Origin of the sequence: Ruegeria arenilitoris, assembly GCF_013030985.1 — a bacterium.
Lineage (GTDB): Bacteria > Pseudomonadota > Alphaproteobacteria > Rhodobacterales > Rhodobacteraceae > Ruegeria > Ruegeria arenilitoris_B.
The window spans coordinates 1027912-1041956 of sequence record NZ_WPYP01000001.1 but is presented as its reverse complement, the minus strand read 5'-3'; the positions used below and the strand labels follow the sequence as shown (position 1 = coordinate 1041956).

Annotated in this window: 18 protein-coding genes; 13 read left to right on the top strand and 5 right to left on the bottom strand. The window is 60.1% G+C overall.

Features of this window, described 5'->3' with window-relative positions; genetic code table 11:
• The first annotated feature begins 87 nt into the window (after positions 1–87).
• Complete coding sequence (locus GOX88_RS05180) at positions 88–702, top strand: TetR/AcrR family transcriptional regulator (RefSeq protein ID WP_170400005.1); 615 nt, start codon at positions 88–90, stop codon at positions 700–702.
• 171 nt (positions 703–873) lie between these two features.
• Here the strand turns inward: GOX88_RS05180 and GOX88_RS23620 are convergent, their stop codons facing one another.
• The gene (locus tag GOX88_RS23620) at positions 874–1005 is read right to left on the bottom strand and encodes a hypothetical protein (RefSeq protein ID WP_302478171.1); all 132 of its coding nucleotides are present in this window, start codon (positions 1003–1005) and stop codon (positions 874–876) included.
• A 119-nt stretch (positions 1006–1124) separates the two neighbouring features.
• Here GOX88_RS23620 and GOX88_RS05175 point away from each other — a divergent pair, with 119 nt between their 5' ends.
• The gene (locus tag GOX88_RS05175; RefSeq protein WP_254443276.1) at positions 1125–1889 is read left to right on the top strand and encodes a helix-turn-helix transcriptional regulator; all 765 of its coding nucleotides are present in this window, start codon (positions 1125–1127) and stop codon (positions 1887–1889) included.
• 3 nt (positions 1890–1892) lie between these two features.
• On the top strand, positions 1893–2141 hold the full coding sequence (locus GOX88_RS23390; RefSeq protein WP_254436138.1) for a nuclear transport factor 2 family protein: 249 nt from the start codon (positions 1893–1895) through the stop codon (positions 2139–2141).
• Positions 2142–2873: 732 nt separating this feature from the next.
• On the opposite strand, the gene GOX88_RS05165 is transcribed toward GOX88_RS23390, so the two are convergent.
• A complete protein-coding gene (locus GOX88_RS05165; RefSeq protein WP_170400003.1) occupies positions 2874–3701 on the bottom strand; it encodes an adenylate/guanylate cyclase domain-containing protein in 828 nt (275 codons plus the stop codon).
• A gap of 181 nt (positions 3702–3882) precedes the next feature.
• Here GOX88_RS05165 and GOX88_RS05160 point away from each other — a divergent pair, with 181 nt between their 5' ends.
• From GOX88_RS05160 to GOX88_RS05120, 9 genes are all read left to right on the top strand, one after another.
• A complete protein-coding gene (locus GOX88_RS05160) occupies positions 3883–4191 on the top strand; it encodes a hypothetical protein (protein ID WP_170400001.1) in 309 nt (102 codons plus the stop codon).
• Between the two features lie 55 nt (positions 4192–4246).
• A complete protein-coding gene (locus GOX88_RS05155; protein WP_170399999.1) occupies positions 4247–4822 on the top strand; it encodes a c-type cytochrome in 576 nt (191 codons plus the stop codon).
• Positions 4823–4831: 9 nt separating this feature from the next.
• Positions 4832–5731, top strand: coding sequence for a cytochrome c (locus GOX88_RS05150; protein ID WP_170399997.1), 900 nt, complete (start codon positions 4832–4834; stop codon positions 5729–5731).
• Positions 5732–5735: 4 nt separating this feature from the next.
• A complete protein-coding gene (locus tag GOX88_RS05145; protein ID WP_170399995.1) occupies positions 5736–6224 on the top strand; it encodes a c-type cytochrome in 489 nt (162 codons plus the stop codon).
• A gap of 96 nt (positions 6225–6320) precedes the next feature.
• On the top strand, positions 6321–6797 hold the full coding sequence (locus GOX88_RS05140) for a DUF411 domain-containing protein (protein ID WP_170399994.1): 477 nt from the start codon (positions 6321–6323) through the stop codon (positions 6795–6797).
• A gap of 184 nt (positions 6798–6981) precedes the next feature.
• The gene (gene dusA, locus GOX88_RS05135) at positions 6982–8007 is read left to right on the top strand and encodes a tRNA dihydrouridine(20/20a) synthase DusA (RefSeq protein ID WP_170399992.1); all 1026 of its coding nucleotides are present in this window, start codon (positions 6982–6984) and stop codon (positions 8005–8007) included.
• Positions 8008–8034: 27 nt separating this feature from the next.
• Positions 8035–8859 carry a sulfite exporter TauE/SafE family protein gene (locus tag GOX88_RS05130; protein WP_170399990.1) on the top strand — a complete coding sequence of 275 codons (825 nt, stop codon included), beginning with the start codon at positions 8035–8037 and terminating at the stop codon, positions 8857–8859.
• On the top strand, positions 8856–9638 hold the full coding sequence (locus GOX88_RS05125; protein ID WP_170399988.1) for a hypothetical protein: 783 nt from the start codon (positions 8856–8858) through the stop codon (positions 9636–9638). The genes GOX88_RS05130 and GOX88_RS05125 overlap by 4 nt, the downstream gene beginning before the upstream one ends.
• 36 nt (positions 9639–9674) lie before the next feature.
• Entirely contained in the window at positions 9675–10403 is a 729-nt protein-coding gene (locus tag GOX88_RS05120) for an STAS/SEC14 domain-containing protein (protein WP_170399986.1), read from the top strand.
• A 251-nt stretch (positions 10404–10654) separates the two neighbouring features.
• Here the strand turns inward: GOX88_RS05120 and GOX88_RS05115 are convergent, their stop codons facing one another.
• Genes GOX88_RS05115 through ccmI form a run of 3 tightly spaced genes read right to left on the bottom strand, consistent with a single transcriptional unit; the run spans position 10655 to position 12592 of the window.
• Positions 10655–10888, bottom strand: coding sequence for a DUF1289 domain-containing protein (locus GOX88_RS05115; protein ID WP_170399984.1), 234 nt, complete (start codon positions 10886–10888; stop codon positions 10655–10657).
• 16 nt (positions 10889–10904) lie between these two features.
• Positions 10905–11369, bottom strand: a complete 465-nt coding sequence (gene ruvX / locus GOX88_RS05110; RefSeq protein WP_170399983.1) for a Holliday junction resolvase RuvX — start codon at positions 11367–11369, stop codon at positions 10905–10907.
• The gene (gene ccmI / locus GOX88_RS05105; RefSeq protein WP_170399981.1) at positions 11366–12592 is read right to left on the bottom strand and encodes a c-type cytochrome biogenesis protein CcmI; all 1227 of its coding nucleotides are present in this window, start codon (positions 12590–12592) and stop codon (positions 11366–11368) included. The genes ruvX and ccmI overlap by 4 nt, the downstream gene beginning before the upstream one ends.
• A gap of 195 nt (positions 12593–12787) precedes the next feature.
• Here ccmI and GOX88_RS05100 point away from each other — a divergent pair, with 195 nt between their 5' ends.
• Positions 12788–14032, top strand: coding sequence for a sarcosine oxidase subunit beta family protein (locus tag GOX88_RS05100; RefSeq protein WP_170399979.1), 1245 nt, complete (start codon positions 12788–12790; stop codon positions 14030–14032).
• Positions 14033–14045: the final 13 nt, after the last annotated feature.

Below are 14045 nucleotides of genomic sequence, written 5' to 3'. Positions count from 1 at the left end.
ACCATATGCGGCGGTTTCGCCCTTGTAAACCCGTGGGTTTACCTGGTGTTTGACCTTGCTCTGTCAATAGGTCTATAGCTTTGAATCATGAGCGATTGCTGCGCACCGAATGCGTCCAAACAGGCCCAGATCATCGAAGCCGCCGTAGCCGAATTCCAAGAAAAGGGGTTCGCCTCTGCCAGCATGGACCGCATTTCCACCCGTGCCGAAGTTTCCAAGCGCACGCTGTACAAGTATTTCGAAAGCAAGGAAAACCTGTTTCGTTCGATTGTGATGGAGCTGTCCAATCGATTCGCCGCCGTGCGGGATATCAGGTATCAGCCGGGCCGCGATATCCGCGAGCAATTGACCGAGCTTGCCTGGGCAGAAGGGCGGATTCTGATGATGCCCGAGGTCATCGCAATGGCGCGGATGGTGATCAGCGAAACCTTGCGCAACCCCGAGATGGCAGCGGCGGCGCAGGGCAAGCTGGATAAGACGTCGATCTTTGTCACCATGCTGAAAGATGCCGCAGATGACGGGCAGTTGCAGATCGAAGACCCTGAGCGGGCCGGGCAGGAGTTCATCGGCCTGATCAAGGCCAAAGCGTTCTGGCCGATGATATTCACCGGTGATGTGCTGAGCCAAGAGGACATGACCGCCACAATTGACAGCAGCATCGACCTGATCCTCAGCCGCTATGGCACACGGGCATCAGATTAGGTGCCGGATCGTCCGTCCGGGCCTTTCATGTTGCGATAGCGATCCGTTTCTAAACCGGAGGGCGTGTAGCTTTGCCGCAATTTTAGGATGAGATCTACCCGTCCGCCCCGCTGCTGAACAGCGAAGGCGCCGCGCATATGTCGGTGGCCGCGTTGATGTCGGTCCGCTATTTCAGGCCGAGCCGGCAATATGCCCGAGGATGAGTTTGACGAGCATCACATCCTGCTGAACCTGCAGCCCGTGCCGCATCGGGTGCAGAATATGGGCAACGGAGGGCTGCGGGATTTCACCTTCAACCTGCATGACATCTCGTCACCCCGGCGGGCACACGGTCGGGCTGGCTCTGGTTTGCGAAATCGAATGTCATCGTCATCACGCTCGACCCGCAAGAGGTCGGGATATTCGCGTAATCCGAGCATGGGATGCTGTTGGTGCCGAAGCAGTTCGAAGACCTGCCGCAATTCTCGGACCCCGATCCTTGCGCCGCCAGGGTGATCCTGAGTGTTGCGCTTGAAAGTAATGTCATGTCCTCGGCCGTGATGTTCGAGGCGATGAGCAAATCCCACTTCGACCGGGTGTTCAAAGAGACACTGGGCACCACCCCAACGCTATATGTCACTGCTAATTGGATCGAGCAGGTGGTCCGTATGCTGTCCAAGTCAGACCAGAACTTTGCCGAGATTTCAGCCGCCCGTGGGTTCGCCGATCAGGCGCATTTCTCGCGCAGTTTTAAGAAGATCACGGGGCAGACCCCCAAAGAGTTCCGTGCCGCGTTTGAATTCGTCGCCACGCTGCCGGAAGTCGACGCGTCGCATATCAACGGTCTGGGTAACTGCGCCTCGGCCGAGTACATGGTGGACGCAGTGGTCGGTAACGAACTAGTGCAGCTGATCGGTCTGGTCGCCCTCTGGATGCAGAATGCTGACATTGTCGAGACCGTTTGCGGCGGACCCGAAGGGGCCGAGGGCGTGCTGATGCCGGTCGGTGGTTACTATTATGAGCCCGAGCGCGGCGCGATCCTGGAATGTGATAACCAGTGGAACAACGCGGGTTGGGAAGGGTGGTTGACCTATTACCCGGCAGACAACCCCGGTCGTCTGACGCAACCTCTGGCCGTTGTGCATTCGGAATCGGCCGCCATCCCGAAGGGCGCGACGATCTTGCTCCCCAAGACTTGTCTGAGATGAGCAATGAAACTCTTGCCGATTTTGGCAGTCGCCACCGCTGGTATGGCTTCACCGTCCTTTGCGGATGATACGGCCCAGATAGATACTGCAATCACCAGCATCGCAGCCGGTGCGGACCGGCATGACTGGGACCGTGCGCGCGGCGCTTTCGCCGATGAGGTCACGCTGGACTACACCAGCCTGTGGGGCGGTGAGCCCGCCATGTTGACTGTGGATGACGTCATTGCGCAATGGTCCGGTTTCCTGCCGTAGTTCGAGGTGACGCACCATATGGCCACGAACGAGACCATTGTCTCGATCGAGGGAGATTTGGCTACCGCACAGGCGAACTCACCGCGACGCAAAGGATCGGCCAGGACTTCTGGGTCCTTGGTCGGCGGTATGACTACACATTGATCTGCGATACCGAGGGCTGGAAGGTTTCGGGGCTGACAATGACGGCATTGTGGGAAACCGGCTCTCGCGATCTGGTCACTCTGGCGGCTCAGCGGGCAAGCGGCGGGAACTGATCAAAGGCAACACAGCCGCCAAGCAAGACGCCGCATTTCGGCGCCTTTGCAATGCGCCCAAGAGGTGCGTCATCTGATGTAACCCGGGCCACAAATTGGCACCCACGCTAGGGAAAAGGCTTTGATGTAGTCCGAGCTTGCCGTGATGTCGCCCAATGCCTTGCGCACAAACCGAATGCGCGTGTCTAGGGGTGCCGAATGTCGTTTCCGATGACGGACGATGGTTTCTACCGACACGGCGCCCGGGGTCTTCAAGCGTGGCGAATGACCGATTAGACGGGTTATAGGGCATCAAGGTTCAAACACACTGACAGGTTGCTTTGGGTCCTTCACCTGTTCAAACCCGCCGCGCGCAAGCCCTGTTGATAGCGCTTGTGATCTTTCGATCGTGCAAAGGGATGCGTGCGTTCTGCCAGGTGAAGCGAGGCGTCAGGGTTCAGACGCTTTAGGTCCAAAACGGCATGCTGCGCCTTATCTAACTTGCCGCAAATGGCATTGTTGACAGCAATATCCAGATAAGATCTGCTGCGGTTTGGCTGGATGCGGATTGACGCTTCGGCCCACTCGATGGCTTCTTCGTGTCGGCCTGCAGGTCGAAGATGTCTTCAATTACACCGTCAAACCGCTCGGTCCAAACGTAGTAGTTTGCGACGGCGTCGATCAGTTTTGCTGAGACGCGCACCCTGTTGCCGACCCTTCGAACGCTGCCCTCCAGAACGTATTGCACGCCTAAATCCCGGGCGATTTGCTCCGTTCCGATGGCGCGATTTGGGTACGAAAAACTCGAGTCCCGAGAGATTACGAAGAACCAGTGAAACTTGGACAGTGCAGAAATGATATCTTCGGCCATACCTTCGGCAAAAAAGGTTTGATCTGCATCGTCCGACAAATTGTCGAAGGCCAAAACCGCAATTGAAGGTCGCTCCGGCAACTCGAAAAGGTGCCTCTGGATGGCGGATGCTGACAATCCCCAACCATAAGCGACCAAAGGCTCTGCGATGTTCTTGAGATTCTGGGAACCAAGACAGGTGAAGTGATCCGAATGCTTGGCATCAAGGCTGCGCCGCGCAGTTTCGGAAATCACGAGCGATCCGGGTTCGGCCAGATCCTGAAGACGTGCGGCCACGTTGACCCCGTCGCCAAAAACGTCTTCATCGGCAAAGCTGACATCGCCACAGTGTAATCCCATCTTTAAAGCGATCCTTGGGTTGTCGGTCAGTGTGTTTTGGACAGCCATTGCGCATTTGATGCCACTGACCACGCTGGGAAAATCAACCAGCCTTCGTTCAGAGACGTTTGACATGGATGAATCATAGCCGACGGCAGGCGGATAAGAGACTTTGGTGTCCGTACGGCAAAATGCCGCCTGATGAAGGCTTGACGCTCGTGTACGTTGAGAACATCATCGCCTCGGTTGGAGAGTTGCAATGAGAAAACGGGAAAACTGAACGGTGCCCTTGGACGGTCGCAGATGGATCAGGCTGATGCTTGTCACGGTTGGCATGTTTGCCGCTGCTCTGCTTTTGTCCGGCGGTGCGGCTCAGGCACATGGAAAACATGAGCCCGCCATAGTTTCTGCCGAGGTTCAAGCGCACGGTGAACATGCCGCGGCAAAAGTCCATCAGGGTCATTGCCACAGCGGTGCGTTTTGCAGCGGCCCTGCGATCATTCAGCAATCGACACTGACAACGGGGTTGTTTCGGTGCAGCGAACGGTATGGCCTGCCGCGCGCGACGAAGGCCATCCCGGTGGTCTCGAATTTTGATCCGCCACCACCCAAAATCCTGATCTGATCCGTATCCGCACACGTCCTTTGGCGTGATGAGATAACTCAGGCTGGGAAATCTAATGAAAACTGAAAATCTATTGTTGGGCGCAGTCGTTGCGTCCGTTCTGGTTGTGGCAAGCCAATCGGTGTTTGCGCATGGCGGGGCTACCGGCGTTGTCAAAGACTGCATGGATGGCATGGGCGTGATGAAAGACGCGATGAAAGTGCTGACGCCGATGATGCGGGGGCAGGTCGAGTACGACGCCGCCGTTGTGCGCGAACACGCTGAGGATATCAGCCACCATGCCGGTGAAGCCCTGACCAGACTGTTCCCCGAAGGCAGCCTTGATGCGCCATCCGAGGCGAAGCCAGAGATTTGGCAGGACTGGGCTGCGTTTTCGGCTCTGGCCGATCAGCTTCGGGTAATGGCGGACGGATTGGCGGACGCTTCCGAAAACGGGTTGATGATGGCAGGCGAAACGCCAGCTGTCGGCGGCATGATGGGCGGTCAGGGCGGCACCATGATGGGACAACAAGGCGGCTCAATGGTGAGTGGCAGCATGATGGATTACTCCCAGATGCCGGCCGATGGCGTTTTCACCATGATGGGACAGGTCTGCTCGGCCTGCCATACCCGCTTTCGGGTCGAGAAATAGGCCAGGACGATGCGTATGTTCTATCGTCTGGGGCTGGCTGGCGCTGTTATCGCCGCCGTTAGCCTTGCCGGCCTGATGGCCTGGCCGATCGGCCAGCCTCTCGCGCCCATCACACTGAAGGGGGATGTCGACCGCGGCGCTTATCTGGCCCGTGCCTCCGGCTGTATCGCGTGCCACACCGATTTCGCGAAAGGCGGAGCGCCACTGGCGGGCGGAGTGGCGTTGGAAACCCCGTTTGGCACGTTGTATTCGCCGAACCTCACCACCGACCCTGACCACGGGATCGGAGGTTGGAGCCAGGCGCAGTTCACCCGTGCCATCCGCGAAGGGGTCTCGCCTGACGGGCATGCCTATTACCCGGCCTTCCCCTATCCTTTCTATGCCAATTTCTCGGATCAGGAGATTGCCGATCTCTGGGCCGCCTTCCAGACTGTGCCACCGGTCGCCAAACCATCGCGTTCGCCCCAAATGAACTTTCCATTCAACCAGCGCTGGGGGCTGAAACTCTGGCGCGCGGCCTTTCTGGAACCTCCAATGACAGAGCCTGTGGCGGGCAAGGGAGAGGTGTGGAATAGGGGGCGCGAACTGGTCGAAGGGGCCAACCATTGCGCAGCTTGCCATACGCCGCGCAACTTCGTTGGTGCGCGCAAGTCCGACACGGAACGTTTTCGGGGCAATGAAGCGCTGCCAGAGGGTGAGAAAGCGCCAGCCATCGATCACCTGACCTTGGCGGCCAAGGGATGGGATGTAGCCAGTCTGGCCTATGCCCTGCGCACCGGTATCACCCCCGATGGGGACACCTTTGGCGGGTCCATGGGCGAGGTCGTTCTTTACGGCACCAGTTTCCTGACCGAGGCCGACCGGACAGCCATCGCGACCTATCTGATGGACGAACATGAAGGGGGGTGAAGCAATGAAATCCCGAACAATCCTTGCATTAGTCCTGACCGGGATAGTTGCGATCGGCGCTGCGGTCGCATGGCTTGCGTCATCAAGCACACAGGCGGGACCACCGCTGCAGCCGACAGAGTCCGATGCCTTAAAGGGGGCGGTGCTCTATGCCGAGTTCTGCGCGTCCTGCCACGGCGCCAATCTTGAGGGGCAACCCAACTGGCGAGCCCCGAATGAGGATGGAACGCTCCCAGCCCCACCTCATGATGAGACCGGCCATACATGGCACCACGGCGATGCGCTGCTGTTTGACTATACCAAACAGGGCGGTGCGGCGGTGCTTGAGGCGCGCGGCGTGTCCGACTTCGCCAGCGGTATGCCGGGATTTGGCGACAGCCTGAGCGATCAGCAGATCTGGGACATTCTGGCCTATGTCAAATCCACCTGGCCCAAGCGCATCCGCGAGATGCAGGCGGTGCGCACCGAAAGCGAACAGATGCAGGGCGGTTAAGGACCGCCCGCTTGACACAAATCATGACACTTGCCTGCGGCCTCGATTACAAAACGCGTCGTCGTACCGCGGGCGCTAAAACGGAAAGGAAATGACATGACCAACCCGAAACTCGACCGCCGCATCTTTTTGGCCGGCCTTGGTGCCTCTGGCGTCGCTCTGGCCGCACCGGCCCTTGCTTCTGCCGGACCTCTGGTAGAGGTCCTCAAGGACCCCAACTGCGGGTGCTGCGGTGCCTGGATTGACATCATGCAGCGTGAAGGGTTCGAGATGGCGGTGCAGAACGCCTCTTGGGAGACCTTGTCGCAATTCAAAGCCACAAAGGGTGTCCCGGAGGAGATGACGTCCTGCCATACCGGCCTGGTCGAGGGTTACGTCATCGAAGGCCATGTGCCACCAACCGATATCCGGCGCCTTCTGGCCGAACGCCCCGATGCGATCGGGCTGACCGTACCGGGCATGCCCTTCGGCTCACCCGGCATGGGACCGGAGAGCGAGCGGGAGGCCTATTCGGTTTTCCTGATCCGCAAGGACGGCACCACAGAAGTGTTCAGTCACTACAAGGCAGCATGATCGGAAACCTCGATCCATAGATCTGTCGGGCGGGGCGTTTGCTCCGCCCTTTTTGAAATGGCTGGTCGGGGGGCGCTGGAATTTGGGTGGGGATAAGTGCTACATGGCGGATGCGGTGCCACATTGTGATGCAACGCAACCAAAAACACGCCTAGATCTGGCCGAAGCGAGGAATGCGGTGAATATGGTGGATTCGAAAAACCACGAAAAATCAAGGTTTTCCGATGTGCAGCGCTCTGCACGGCTCTCCGTTGCGCCTATGATGGACTGGACCGACCGCCACTGCCGCTATGTGCACAGGCTGCTGAGCGGGGAAACCTTGCTCTATACCGAAATGGTGACGGCTCCGGCACTGGTGCGGGGCGGGGCGATGCACCTGTTGGATTACAACCCGCAAGAGCACCCGGTTGCGCTGCAGTTGGGTGGTTCCGATCCGGTGGAGTTGGCACAGGCAGCGCGGTTCGGGGCTGACGCGGGCTATGATGAAATCAACCTGAACTGTGGTTGCCCTTCGGATCGGGTGCAATCCGGCACGTTCGGGGCGGTGTTGATGAAAGACCCGGGGCGGGTGGCCGAATGTGTCTCTGCAATGCGCGAAGTGGTGGATGTTGAGGTCACTGTTAAATGCCGCATCGGCGTGGATGAGCAGGACCCCGAAGAGGTGCTGCCCGCGTTTCTGGAACAGATCCGGGCTGCGGGTTGCCAACGGGTGACGATCCACGCGCGCAAGGCATGGCTGCAAGGGCTCAGCCCGAAAGAGAACCGGGATATTCCGCCTCTGGACTATGATCTGGTGCACAGGATGAAAGCGGCGTTTCCCGATCTGCACATCTCGATCAATGGTGGCATCGCTTCGCTGGATGAGGCGCGCACGCATCTTGAGGCCGGGCTGGACGGCGTCATGATCGGGCGTGCGGCCTATCACCAGCCGACCGATATTCTGGCCGCGGCTGACCCGGTGATATTCGGAACCGGGCAGGTGACCGACCCGATTGAAGTTGTTCAAAAAATGGTGCCCTATGTCGAACGTCACCTTGCCGATGGCGGGCGCTTGCACCAGATCACCCGTCATATGCTGGGCCTGTTCGCCGGACGCCCTGGTGCGCGGGCGTGGCGGCGGGCCTTGTCCGAAGGTGCGGTACATGAGGGCGCAGGCCCCGAGGTAATGCAGCAGGCGCTGGAGCGCGTGGCGCCTCTGGCCGAGGTCTGAATGAACAAAGATCGGTAAGGGGGGATGATGCCCGAGACGTTGTTGCTGGCCCAGATGCTGGGCCTTTTGCTTGTGATCGGGGCGCTGGCCGGAGTGCTGGCCGGATTGCTGGGCGTTGGTGGCGGCATCGTGCTGGTGCCCGCGTTTTTCTATGCGTTCCAGACCCTTGGCTATGGCGGCCCGCAGCTGATGCAGCTGTGTCTGGCAACCTCTCTGGCGACGATCATCGTGACCTCGATGCGATCCGTTCTGGCGCATAACAAGAAGGGTGCGGTGGACTGGGATATTCTGCGCAGCTGGGGGCCGGGTATTGCCGTGGGCGCGATTGTCGGCGTACTGGTCGCCTCGGCATTGCGGACCGAAGCATTGCAGGCGCTGTTTGGCATGCTGGGGATGGTCATCGGGGCCTATCTTGGGTTGGGCAAGTCCGAATGGCGGCTGGGGGATGCAATGCCCAAGGGAATCCGCCGCGCGGTGCTGTCCCCATCCGTTGGATTTCTGTCGGTCCTGATGGGGATCGGAGGTGGCAGTTTCGGTGTGCCGCTGATGAGCCTGTTCAACACGCCAATCCACCGCGCCGTCGCCACGGCGGCGGGGTTCGGAGTGATCATCGCGGTTCCTTCCGTTCTTGGCTTTCTGTTTCTGGATATCGCTCCGGAACACCGCCCGCCGCTGACCATCGGCGCAGTCAATCTGGTTGCCTTTGCCATCGTCGTCGCCATGACCATGATCACCGCTCCCTGGGGCGTGAAGCTGGCCCATGCGATGGACCCCAAGCCGCTCAAACGCGTCTTTGCGGTGTTCCTGACATTGGTCGCCCTGAACATGCTGCGTAAGGCGCTGGGCCTGTGAGTGGTTTTCACGAAAAGGGCTGGATCAAGTTTCCCTATGATCCGGTGCTGGCGGACTGGGTGGGGCATGCCTTGCCTGCGGCTCGGGCGTCGGTCACCGACCCGGCCCACGCCGAGTGGCTGGATTGCGAAGGCACGTGGTTCATCGGTGTGGACGCGTTGGACAACGACCCGCAAGGCCGGGTCGGGCAGTCAGATGCTTTGTCTGGGCAGGCCGTGGACTTCATCTCCCAACAGTTCGGAGAGCATCCGCTGCACAAAGGGCAGGTTTCGGTGATCTATCCCGGCTATCCGCGGCCTCGGCGGGGCGAAGGCGACAGTGCCGCGCGGTATCGGTCGAAACGGGACGCGGCGCATGTGGACGGGTTGCGACCGATGGGGCCGGACCGTAGGCGGCGGGTGGATGAGCCTCATGTCTGGATATTGGGTATCCCCCTGACGGACGCCAGTGCGGATGCTGCCCCGATGGTATTGTGGGAGGGCAGCCACAAGATCCTGCGCGCCGCATTCGAACGCGCGTTGGACGGTCATCCTCGCGATGCCCTGCATCTGGTGGACATAACCGATATCTATCAGGCCGCTCGTCGCGAAGTGTTTGACACCTGCCCGCGCATCGAACTGCCCGCCAAACCGGGCGAGGCCTATCTGCTGCACCGCCACTGCCTGCATGGCGTCGCGCCGTGGGGCGAGAGCGCCTCGGCCGGGCCGGATGGACGGATGATCGCCTATTTTCGCCCCGAATGCGCGGGGGGAGTAGCCGAATGGATCGAATCCGCCTAACGTCCTGCCATTATTAAGGTTTGGAGGTTTAGTCAGATGATTACGGTCCACAGGAATTCCGACGGAGCGCTGCTCGAAGTTGAGCTGTCCGGCGAGGTGACCAGCAAAGACTATAGTGAGGTTCTGGTCCCCGCGATTGAGGCTGCGCTGGCCGACAACGACACGGTGCGTCTGCTGGCCGTGGTGCAGCCCGAGTTCAAGGGCTACGATCTGGGCGCGGCCTGGGCCGACACCAAGCTGGGCCTCAGCCATTGGCGCGGGTTCGACCGCATTGCCGTGGCGGCGGATCAGGGCTGGGTGCAGACTGGTATCCGTCTGGCCTCACCGATCCTGCCGTGCCCTGTTCAGGTATTCGAATTGTCCGAACTGGAGGCTGCTCGTCGTTGGATACGGGAATCCTTGGGGGCCATCCATGTGATCGATCTGGGCAGCCCTTGTGTTCAGGTCAGCCTGCTGGGAAAGCTGGACCCCGAGGAATACGCGCGGGCAGAAGTGGACCTGGATAACCTGTTGGCGGGCAAAAGCGGGTTCCGACTATTGGTTGATCTGCGCGAGTTTGATGGCTGGCAGGGGCTTACGGCGCTGGCGTCGCATTTCCAACTGGTGCGCAAACATGCAGGGTTGCTGAATCGCGCGGCCATCGTGGGGGACAAAACCTGGCAGCATATCGCGCAAAAAGCGGCCAGTCATATTCTGGGAACACGTACCCAGTTCTTCCCATCGGAAGAGGTCGAGAACGCGAAATCCTGGCTTGCTGCCGGGTGAAGCAGGGCGAGGCAGCAAGGGGCGCATGAAGTTGACGTCAGGGTAAGCTCTGTTATTCTTGATTGATTGGTCAAGAAACGGTTACACAGGTCGTGTTCTTCCGCTGTACCACTTCGGAAGAGCACAAATTCTGAAGTGCGCCGCTGTGGGTTGCCACTCACTCACCACAAGTGTCAGAACTTGACCCCCTCGAAGTTCACACCAGCCTGCAGCGGCGCAGGTTCAGATCACGTCGATTTTCGTAGAACGATTTACGCGTTACTCACACGCGCAGAACGGCCGCCGCGGCGCTTGGCCAGGCGGGGTTTGCGCGAGGGCAGTTCGTCCATGATCCCCGCACGTTCGGTGGCGTCCATTTTGGACCAGCGCGAAATCTCATCGATCGTACGGTAGCAACCCGTGCAGATGCGTTCCGTCGGGTGCACGACACAGATCTGGACGCAAGGGCTTTCGACCTCGTTCCTTTTCCAAACCATGTCTGTCATCGGCGTACTCCGTCCGTTACAGAAAGCGCAGCCTGTCCAGCGCTCCTTGCAGGATATAGCCTGCGGCAACGTGGTCGATAACCTGTCCGCGACGTTTTCGTGTCGTATCCGCCTCTAAAAGTGCCTTTTCGGCCGCAACCGTGCTGAGTCGCTCGTCCCAGAAGCCGATCGAAACCTCGGTCAGGCGGGCCAGGTTGCGGGCAAAGGCGCGGGTTGACTGGCAGCGCGGGCCTTCGGTTCCGTCCATATTTTTCGGCAGGCCGAGGATGATGCCTCCGATCTCGCGGTCGGCGATGATCTCAAGCAGGCGGGCGGAATCCAGCGTGAATTTCTTGCGCCGCACGGTTTCCAGAGGGCTGGCCACGCCGCGCATCCGGTCCGAAACCGCCACGCCAATGGTTTTCTCGCCCAGATCCAGTCCCATCAGCGCGGTCATCGTCGGCAGAGAAGTCGCGAAGTCCTCGAACGCGTCGTGGATCATTGTGCGATCCCGGCCTGCAATGCGGCGGCGTCGATCAGTTCAATAGCCTCGGCATTACCTGCAAAGACTTCCATCGCCTCATTTTTTATTTCGATGGCACGTTGCCCCTCGCCCAAAACGCCAAGGGCTGCGATCAGGCGGGCCCATTCTTCGGGCGAGCCACCTTCGCTGGCGAGGCGTTCAGACAGTTGGTTGACCATGCCCTTAATCATCTCTTGCCGCTCTTCCGGAGTCAGCGCAGCGGCGGCATCCATTTCTTCCTGACTTGGGCCGGAAGCGTCAGGGGCGGGGATGTCAGGTGCGTTGAACACACCGGCGCGGAAGGCCAACTCGTCCAGTTGCGCGTGGATGGCATCTGCCCACGGCGCACCTGCCGGTGCATCGCGCAGGGCATCCACCCAGATGCGGTATCCGACGTCGGGGCGTCCGATCTGAACCATCATCTGCCCCAGGTAATACTGCGCAGGACCATGGCGGGGGTCGCGTTGCAGGGCCTGTTTCAGCGCTTCCTCCGCCTCGGGTGAAACATAACCACCCGCGGACAGGATCAGCATCTCGGCCAAGTGCGAAAAGGCATCGGCCGGGGCAGCATCGCCGGACAGTTCGATCACACGTTTCTGAGCTTTGTAAGCGGCCGGAAAGTTGCCTGCATTTGCTTCGTGCTGCGCCAGCAGAATATGGCCCTGCAGATCGTCCGGGCGTTCTGCAACAGTGTCGCGCAACTGCTCCAAAAGATTGGCATAACTTTCATCCAGCTGCGGCAACTCGGCGGGTTGCGCGGCAGCTTCGGCCTCGGCCTGGCTGGGGCGGTCGGCGCGCAAAGCTTCGGCCTGCTCCTTACGCAGGGACAGAGGCTGATCCGGCAGCCCGGCGGCACCCATCTGGCGGTACATTTCAATACCACCGCCAATCACGACCGCAGCAATAACGACAAAGGCTGCAAAAGTGGCCCACAGCGGTGCCCCGGCCTGTTTGGTTCCGGCCTGCATCTGCGCGTCGGCGGCCAGAATGCGACGTGATATCTCCGTCCGCACCCGCTCGGCGTCGGCCTCGCCGATCACGCCCCGGGCCAGATCCCGATCTACGCTGGCCAGCTGCTCGCGGTAAACACGCAGGTCATAGGCTGCGGCTGGCTCGCGCGTTTTGCGACCACGCAGCAAGGATAGGCCCAGGATCAGCGCCGTCAGCAGCGCGGTTAGAATTGTCATGACCAGGAACGACATGGTTTCTCCGATTTGGCTGCCCTGACTTAGACCTCTCGGCGGGGCGACAAAAGGGGCAAATGGCCGCGCGAGGACTTCATGTCGCAATAATAGGCCGGATGTCGCAATAGTTCGATATTGTGGCGTTGCGTGGCAGGGCTAAACTGTCGGCACACGGCATATCTGCGCCAATCACCGAACCGGATGGATTCGCTCATGAAACACTACTCAGCCTTTGCTGTGGCGCGGGAGGCCCTGCGCTATCACACCGGGTGGGAGCGCGCGTGGCGCTCGCCCGAACCCAAGAAACGCTATGACGTCATCATTGTTGGCGCTGGCGGACATGGTCTGGCGACCGCCTATTACCTTGGCAAGAATTACGGCATCCAGAACGTCGCCGTCATCGAAAAGGGCTGGCTGGGCGGCGGTAACACCGGACGGAACACGACCATCATCCGGTCGAACTATCTGCAGGACCCGTCGGCAGCAATCTATGAAAAGGCACGCAGCCTTTATGAAGATCTGAGCCAGGACCTGAACTATAACGTCATGTTCAGCCCGCGCGGCGTCATGATGCTGGCCCAGACCCAGCACGAAATCCGCGGTTATCAGCGCACGGCGCACGCCAACGCGCTGCAGGGTGTGAAGACCGAATGGATCACGCCCGAGCGCGTGAAACAGCTGGTGCCGATCATCAACCTCGACGGCCCGCGCTATCCGGTTCTGGGTGCGCTGTGGCAGGAACGCGGTGGCACCGCCCGTCACGACGCTGTGGCCTGGGGCTATGCACGCGCATGTTCGGCCATGGGCATGGACATCATCCAGCAATGCGAAGTTAAAGGTATCCGTTCGGATAACGGCCGGGTCGTCGGCGTTGACACCACCAAAGGTGCCATCGACTGCGACAAGCTGGGCATCGTGGTCGCGGGTCATTCCGGTCAGCTGGCCGAGATGGCTGGCTTCCGCCTGCCGCTGGAAGCCATCGCGCTGCAGGCGCTGGTGTCCGAGCCGATCAAACCTTGCATGGACGTGGTCGTGATGGCCAACACCGTGCACGGCTACATGTCTCAGTCCGACAAGGGCGAGATGGTGATCGGCGGCGGGACGGACGGGTTTAACAACTTCACCCAGCGCGGCAGCTTCCACCACATCGAGGAAACCGTCCGCGCGCTGGTCGAGACCTTCCCGATGATCTCGCGCCTGAAGATGCTGCGCCAGTGGGGTGGTATCGTTGACATGACCGGCGACCGCTCGCCCATCCTGTCGAAAACACCGCTGCAGGGCTGCTTTATCAACGGCGGCTGGGGCACCGGTGGCTTCAAGGCGATCCCGGGGTCCGGTTGGGGCATGGCACAGCTGATGGCCACAGGCCATTCACCGCTGACCGAAGCCTTCTCGCTGGACCGCTTCAAAGAGGGCCGTTTCATCGACGAAAGCGTCGCCGCCGGGGTGGCGCACTAAGGGCGTTGCCCAA

Bases quoted from the DNA above. Each gene is read 5' to 3' on its own strand.
- GOX88_RS05180 (WP_170400005.1), top strand. From the start codon at position 88: ATGAGCGATTGCTGCGCACCGAATGCGTCCAAACAGGCCCAGATCATC.
- GOX88_RS23620 (WP_302478171.1), bottom strand. From the start codon at position 1,005: ATGCAGGTTGAAGGTGAAATCCCGCAGCCCTCCGTTGCCCATATTCTG.
- GOX88_RS05175 (WP_254443276.1), top strand. From the start codon at position 1,125: ATGCTGTTGGTGCCGAAGCAGTTCGAAGACCTGCCGCAATTCTCGGAC.
- GOX88_RS23390 (WP_254436138.1), top strand. From the start codon at position 1,893: ATGAAACTCTTGCCGATTTTGGCAGTCGCCACCGCTGGTATGGCTTCA.
- GOX88_RS05165 (WP_170400003.1), bottom strand. From the start codon at position 3,701: ATGTCAAACGTCTCTGAACGAAGGCTGGTTGATTTTCCCAGCGTGGTC.
- GOX88_RS05160 (WP_170400001.1), top strand. From the start codon at position 3,883: ATGCTTGTCACGGTTGGCATGTTTGCCGCTGCTCTGCTTTTGTCCGGC.
- GOX88_RS05155 (WP_170399999.1), top strand. From the start codon at position 4,247: ATGAAAACTGAAAATCTATTGTTGGGCGCAGTCGTTGCGTCCGTTCTG.
- GOX88_RS05150 (WP_170399997.1), top strand. From the start codon at position 4,832: ATGCGTATGTTCTATCGTCTGGGGCTGGCTGGCGCTGTTATCGCCGCC.
- GOX88_RS05145 (WP_170399995.1), top strand. From the start codon at position 5,736: ATGAAATCCCGAACAATCCTTGCATTAGTCCTGACCGGGATAGTTGCG.
- GOX88_RS05140 (WP_170399994.1), top strand. From the start codon at position 6,321: ATGACCAACCCGAAACTCGACCGCCGCATCTTTTTGGCCGGCCTTGGT.
- dusA (WP_170399992.1), top strand. From the start codon at position 6,982: ATGGTGGATTCGAAAAACCACGAAAAATCAAGGTTTTCCGATGTGCAG.
- GOX88_RS05130 (WP_170399990.1), top strand. From the start codon at position 8,035: ATGCCCGAGACGTTGTTGCTGGCCCAGATGCTGGGCCTTTTGCTTGTG.
- GOX88_RS05120 (WP_170399986.1), top strand. From the start codon at position 9,675: ATGATTACGGTCCACAGGAATTCCGACGGAGCGCTGCTCGAAGTTGAG.
- GOX88_RS05115 (WP_170399984.1), bottom strand. From the start codon at position 10,888: ATGACAGACATGGTTTGGAAAAGGAACGAGGTCGAAAGCCCTTGCGTC.
- ruvX (WP_170399983.1), bottom strand. From the start codon at position 11,369: ATGATCCACGACGCGTTCGAGGACTTCGCGACTTCTCTGCCGACGATG.
- ccmI (WP_170399981.1), bottom strand. From the start codon at position 12,592: ATGTCGTTCCTGGTCATGACAATTCTAACCGCGCTGCTGACGGCGCTG.
- GOX88_RS05100 (WP_170399979.1), top strand. From the start codon at position 12,788: ATGAAACACTACTCAGCCTTTGCTGTGGCGCGGGAGGCCCTGCGCTAT.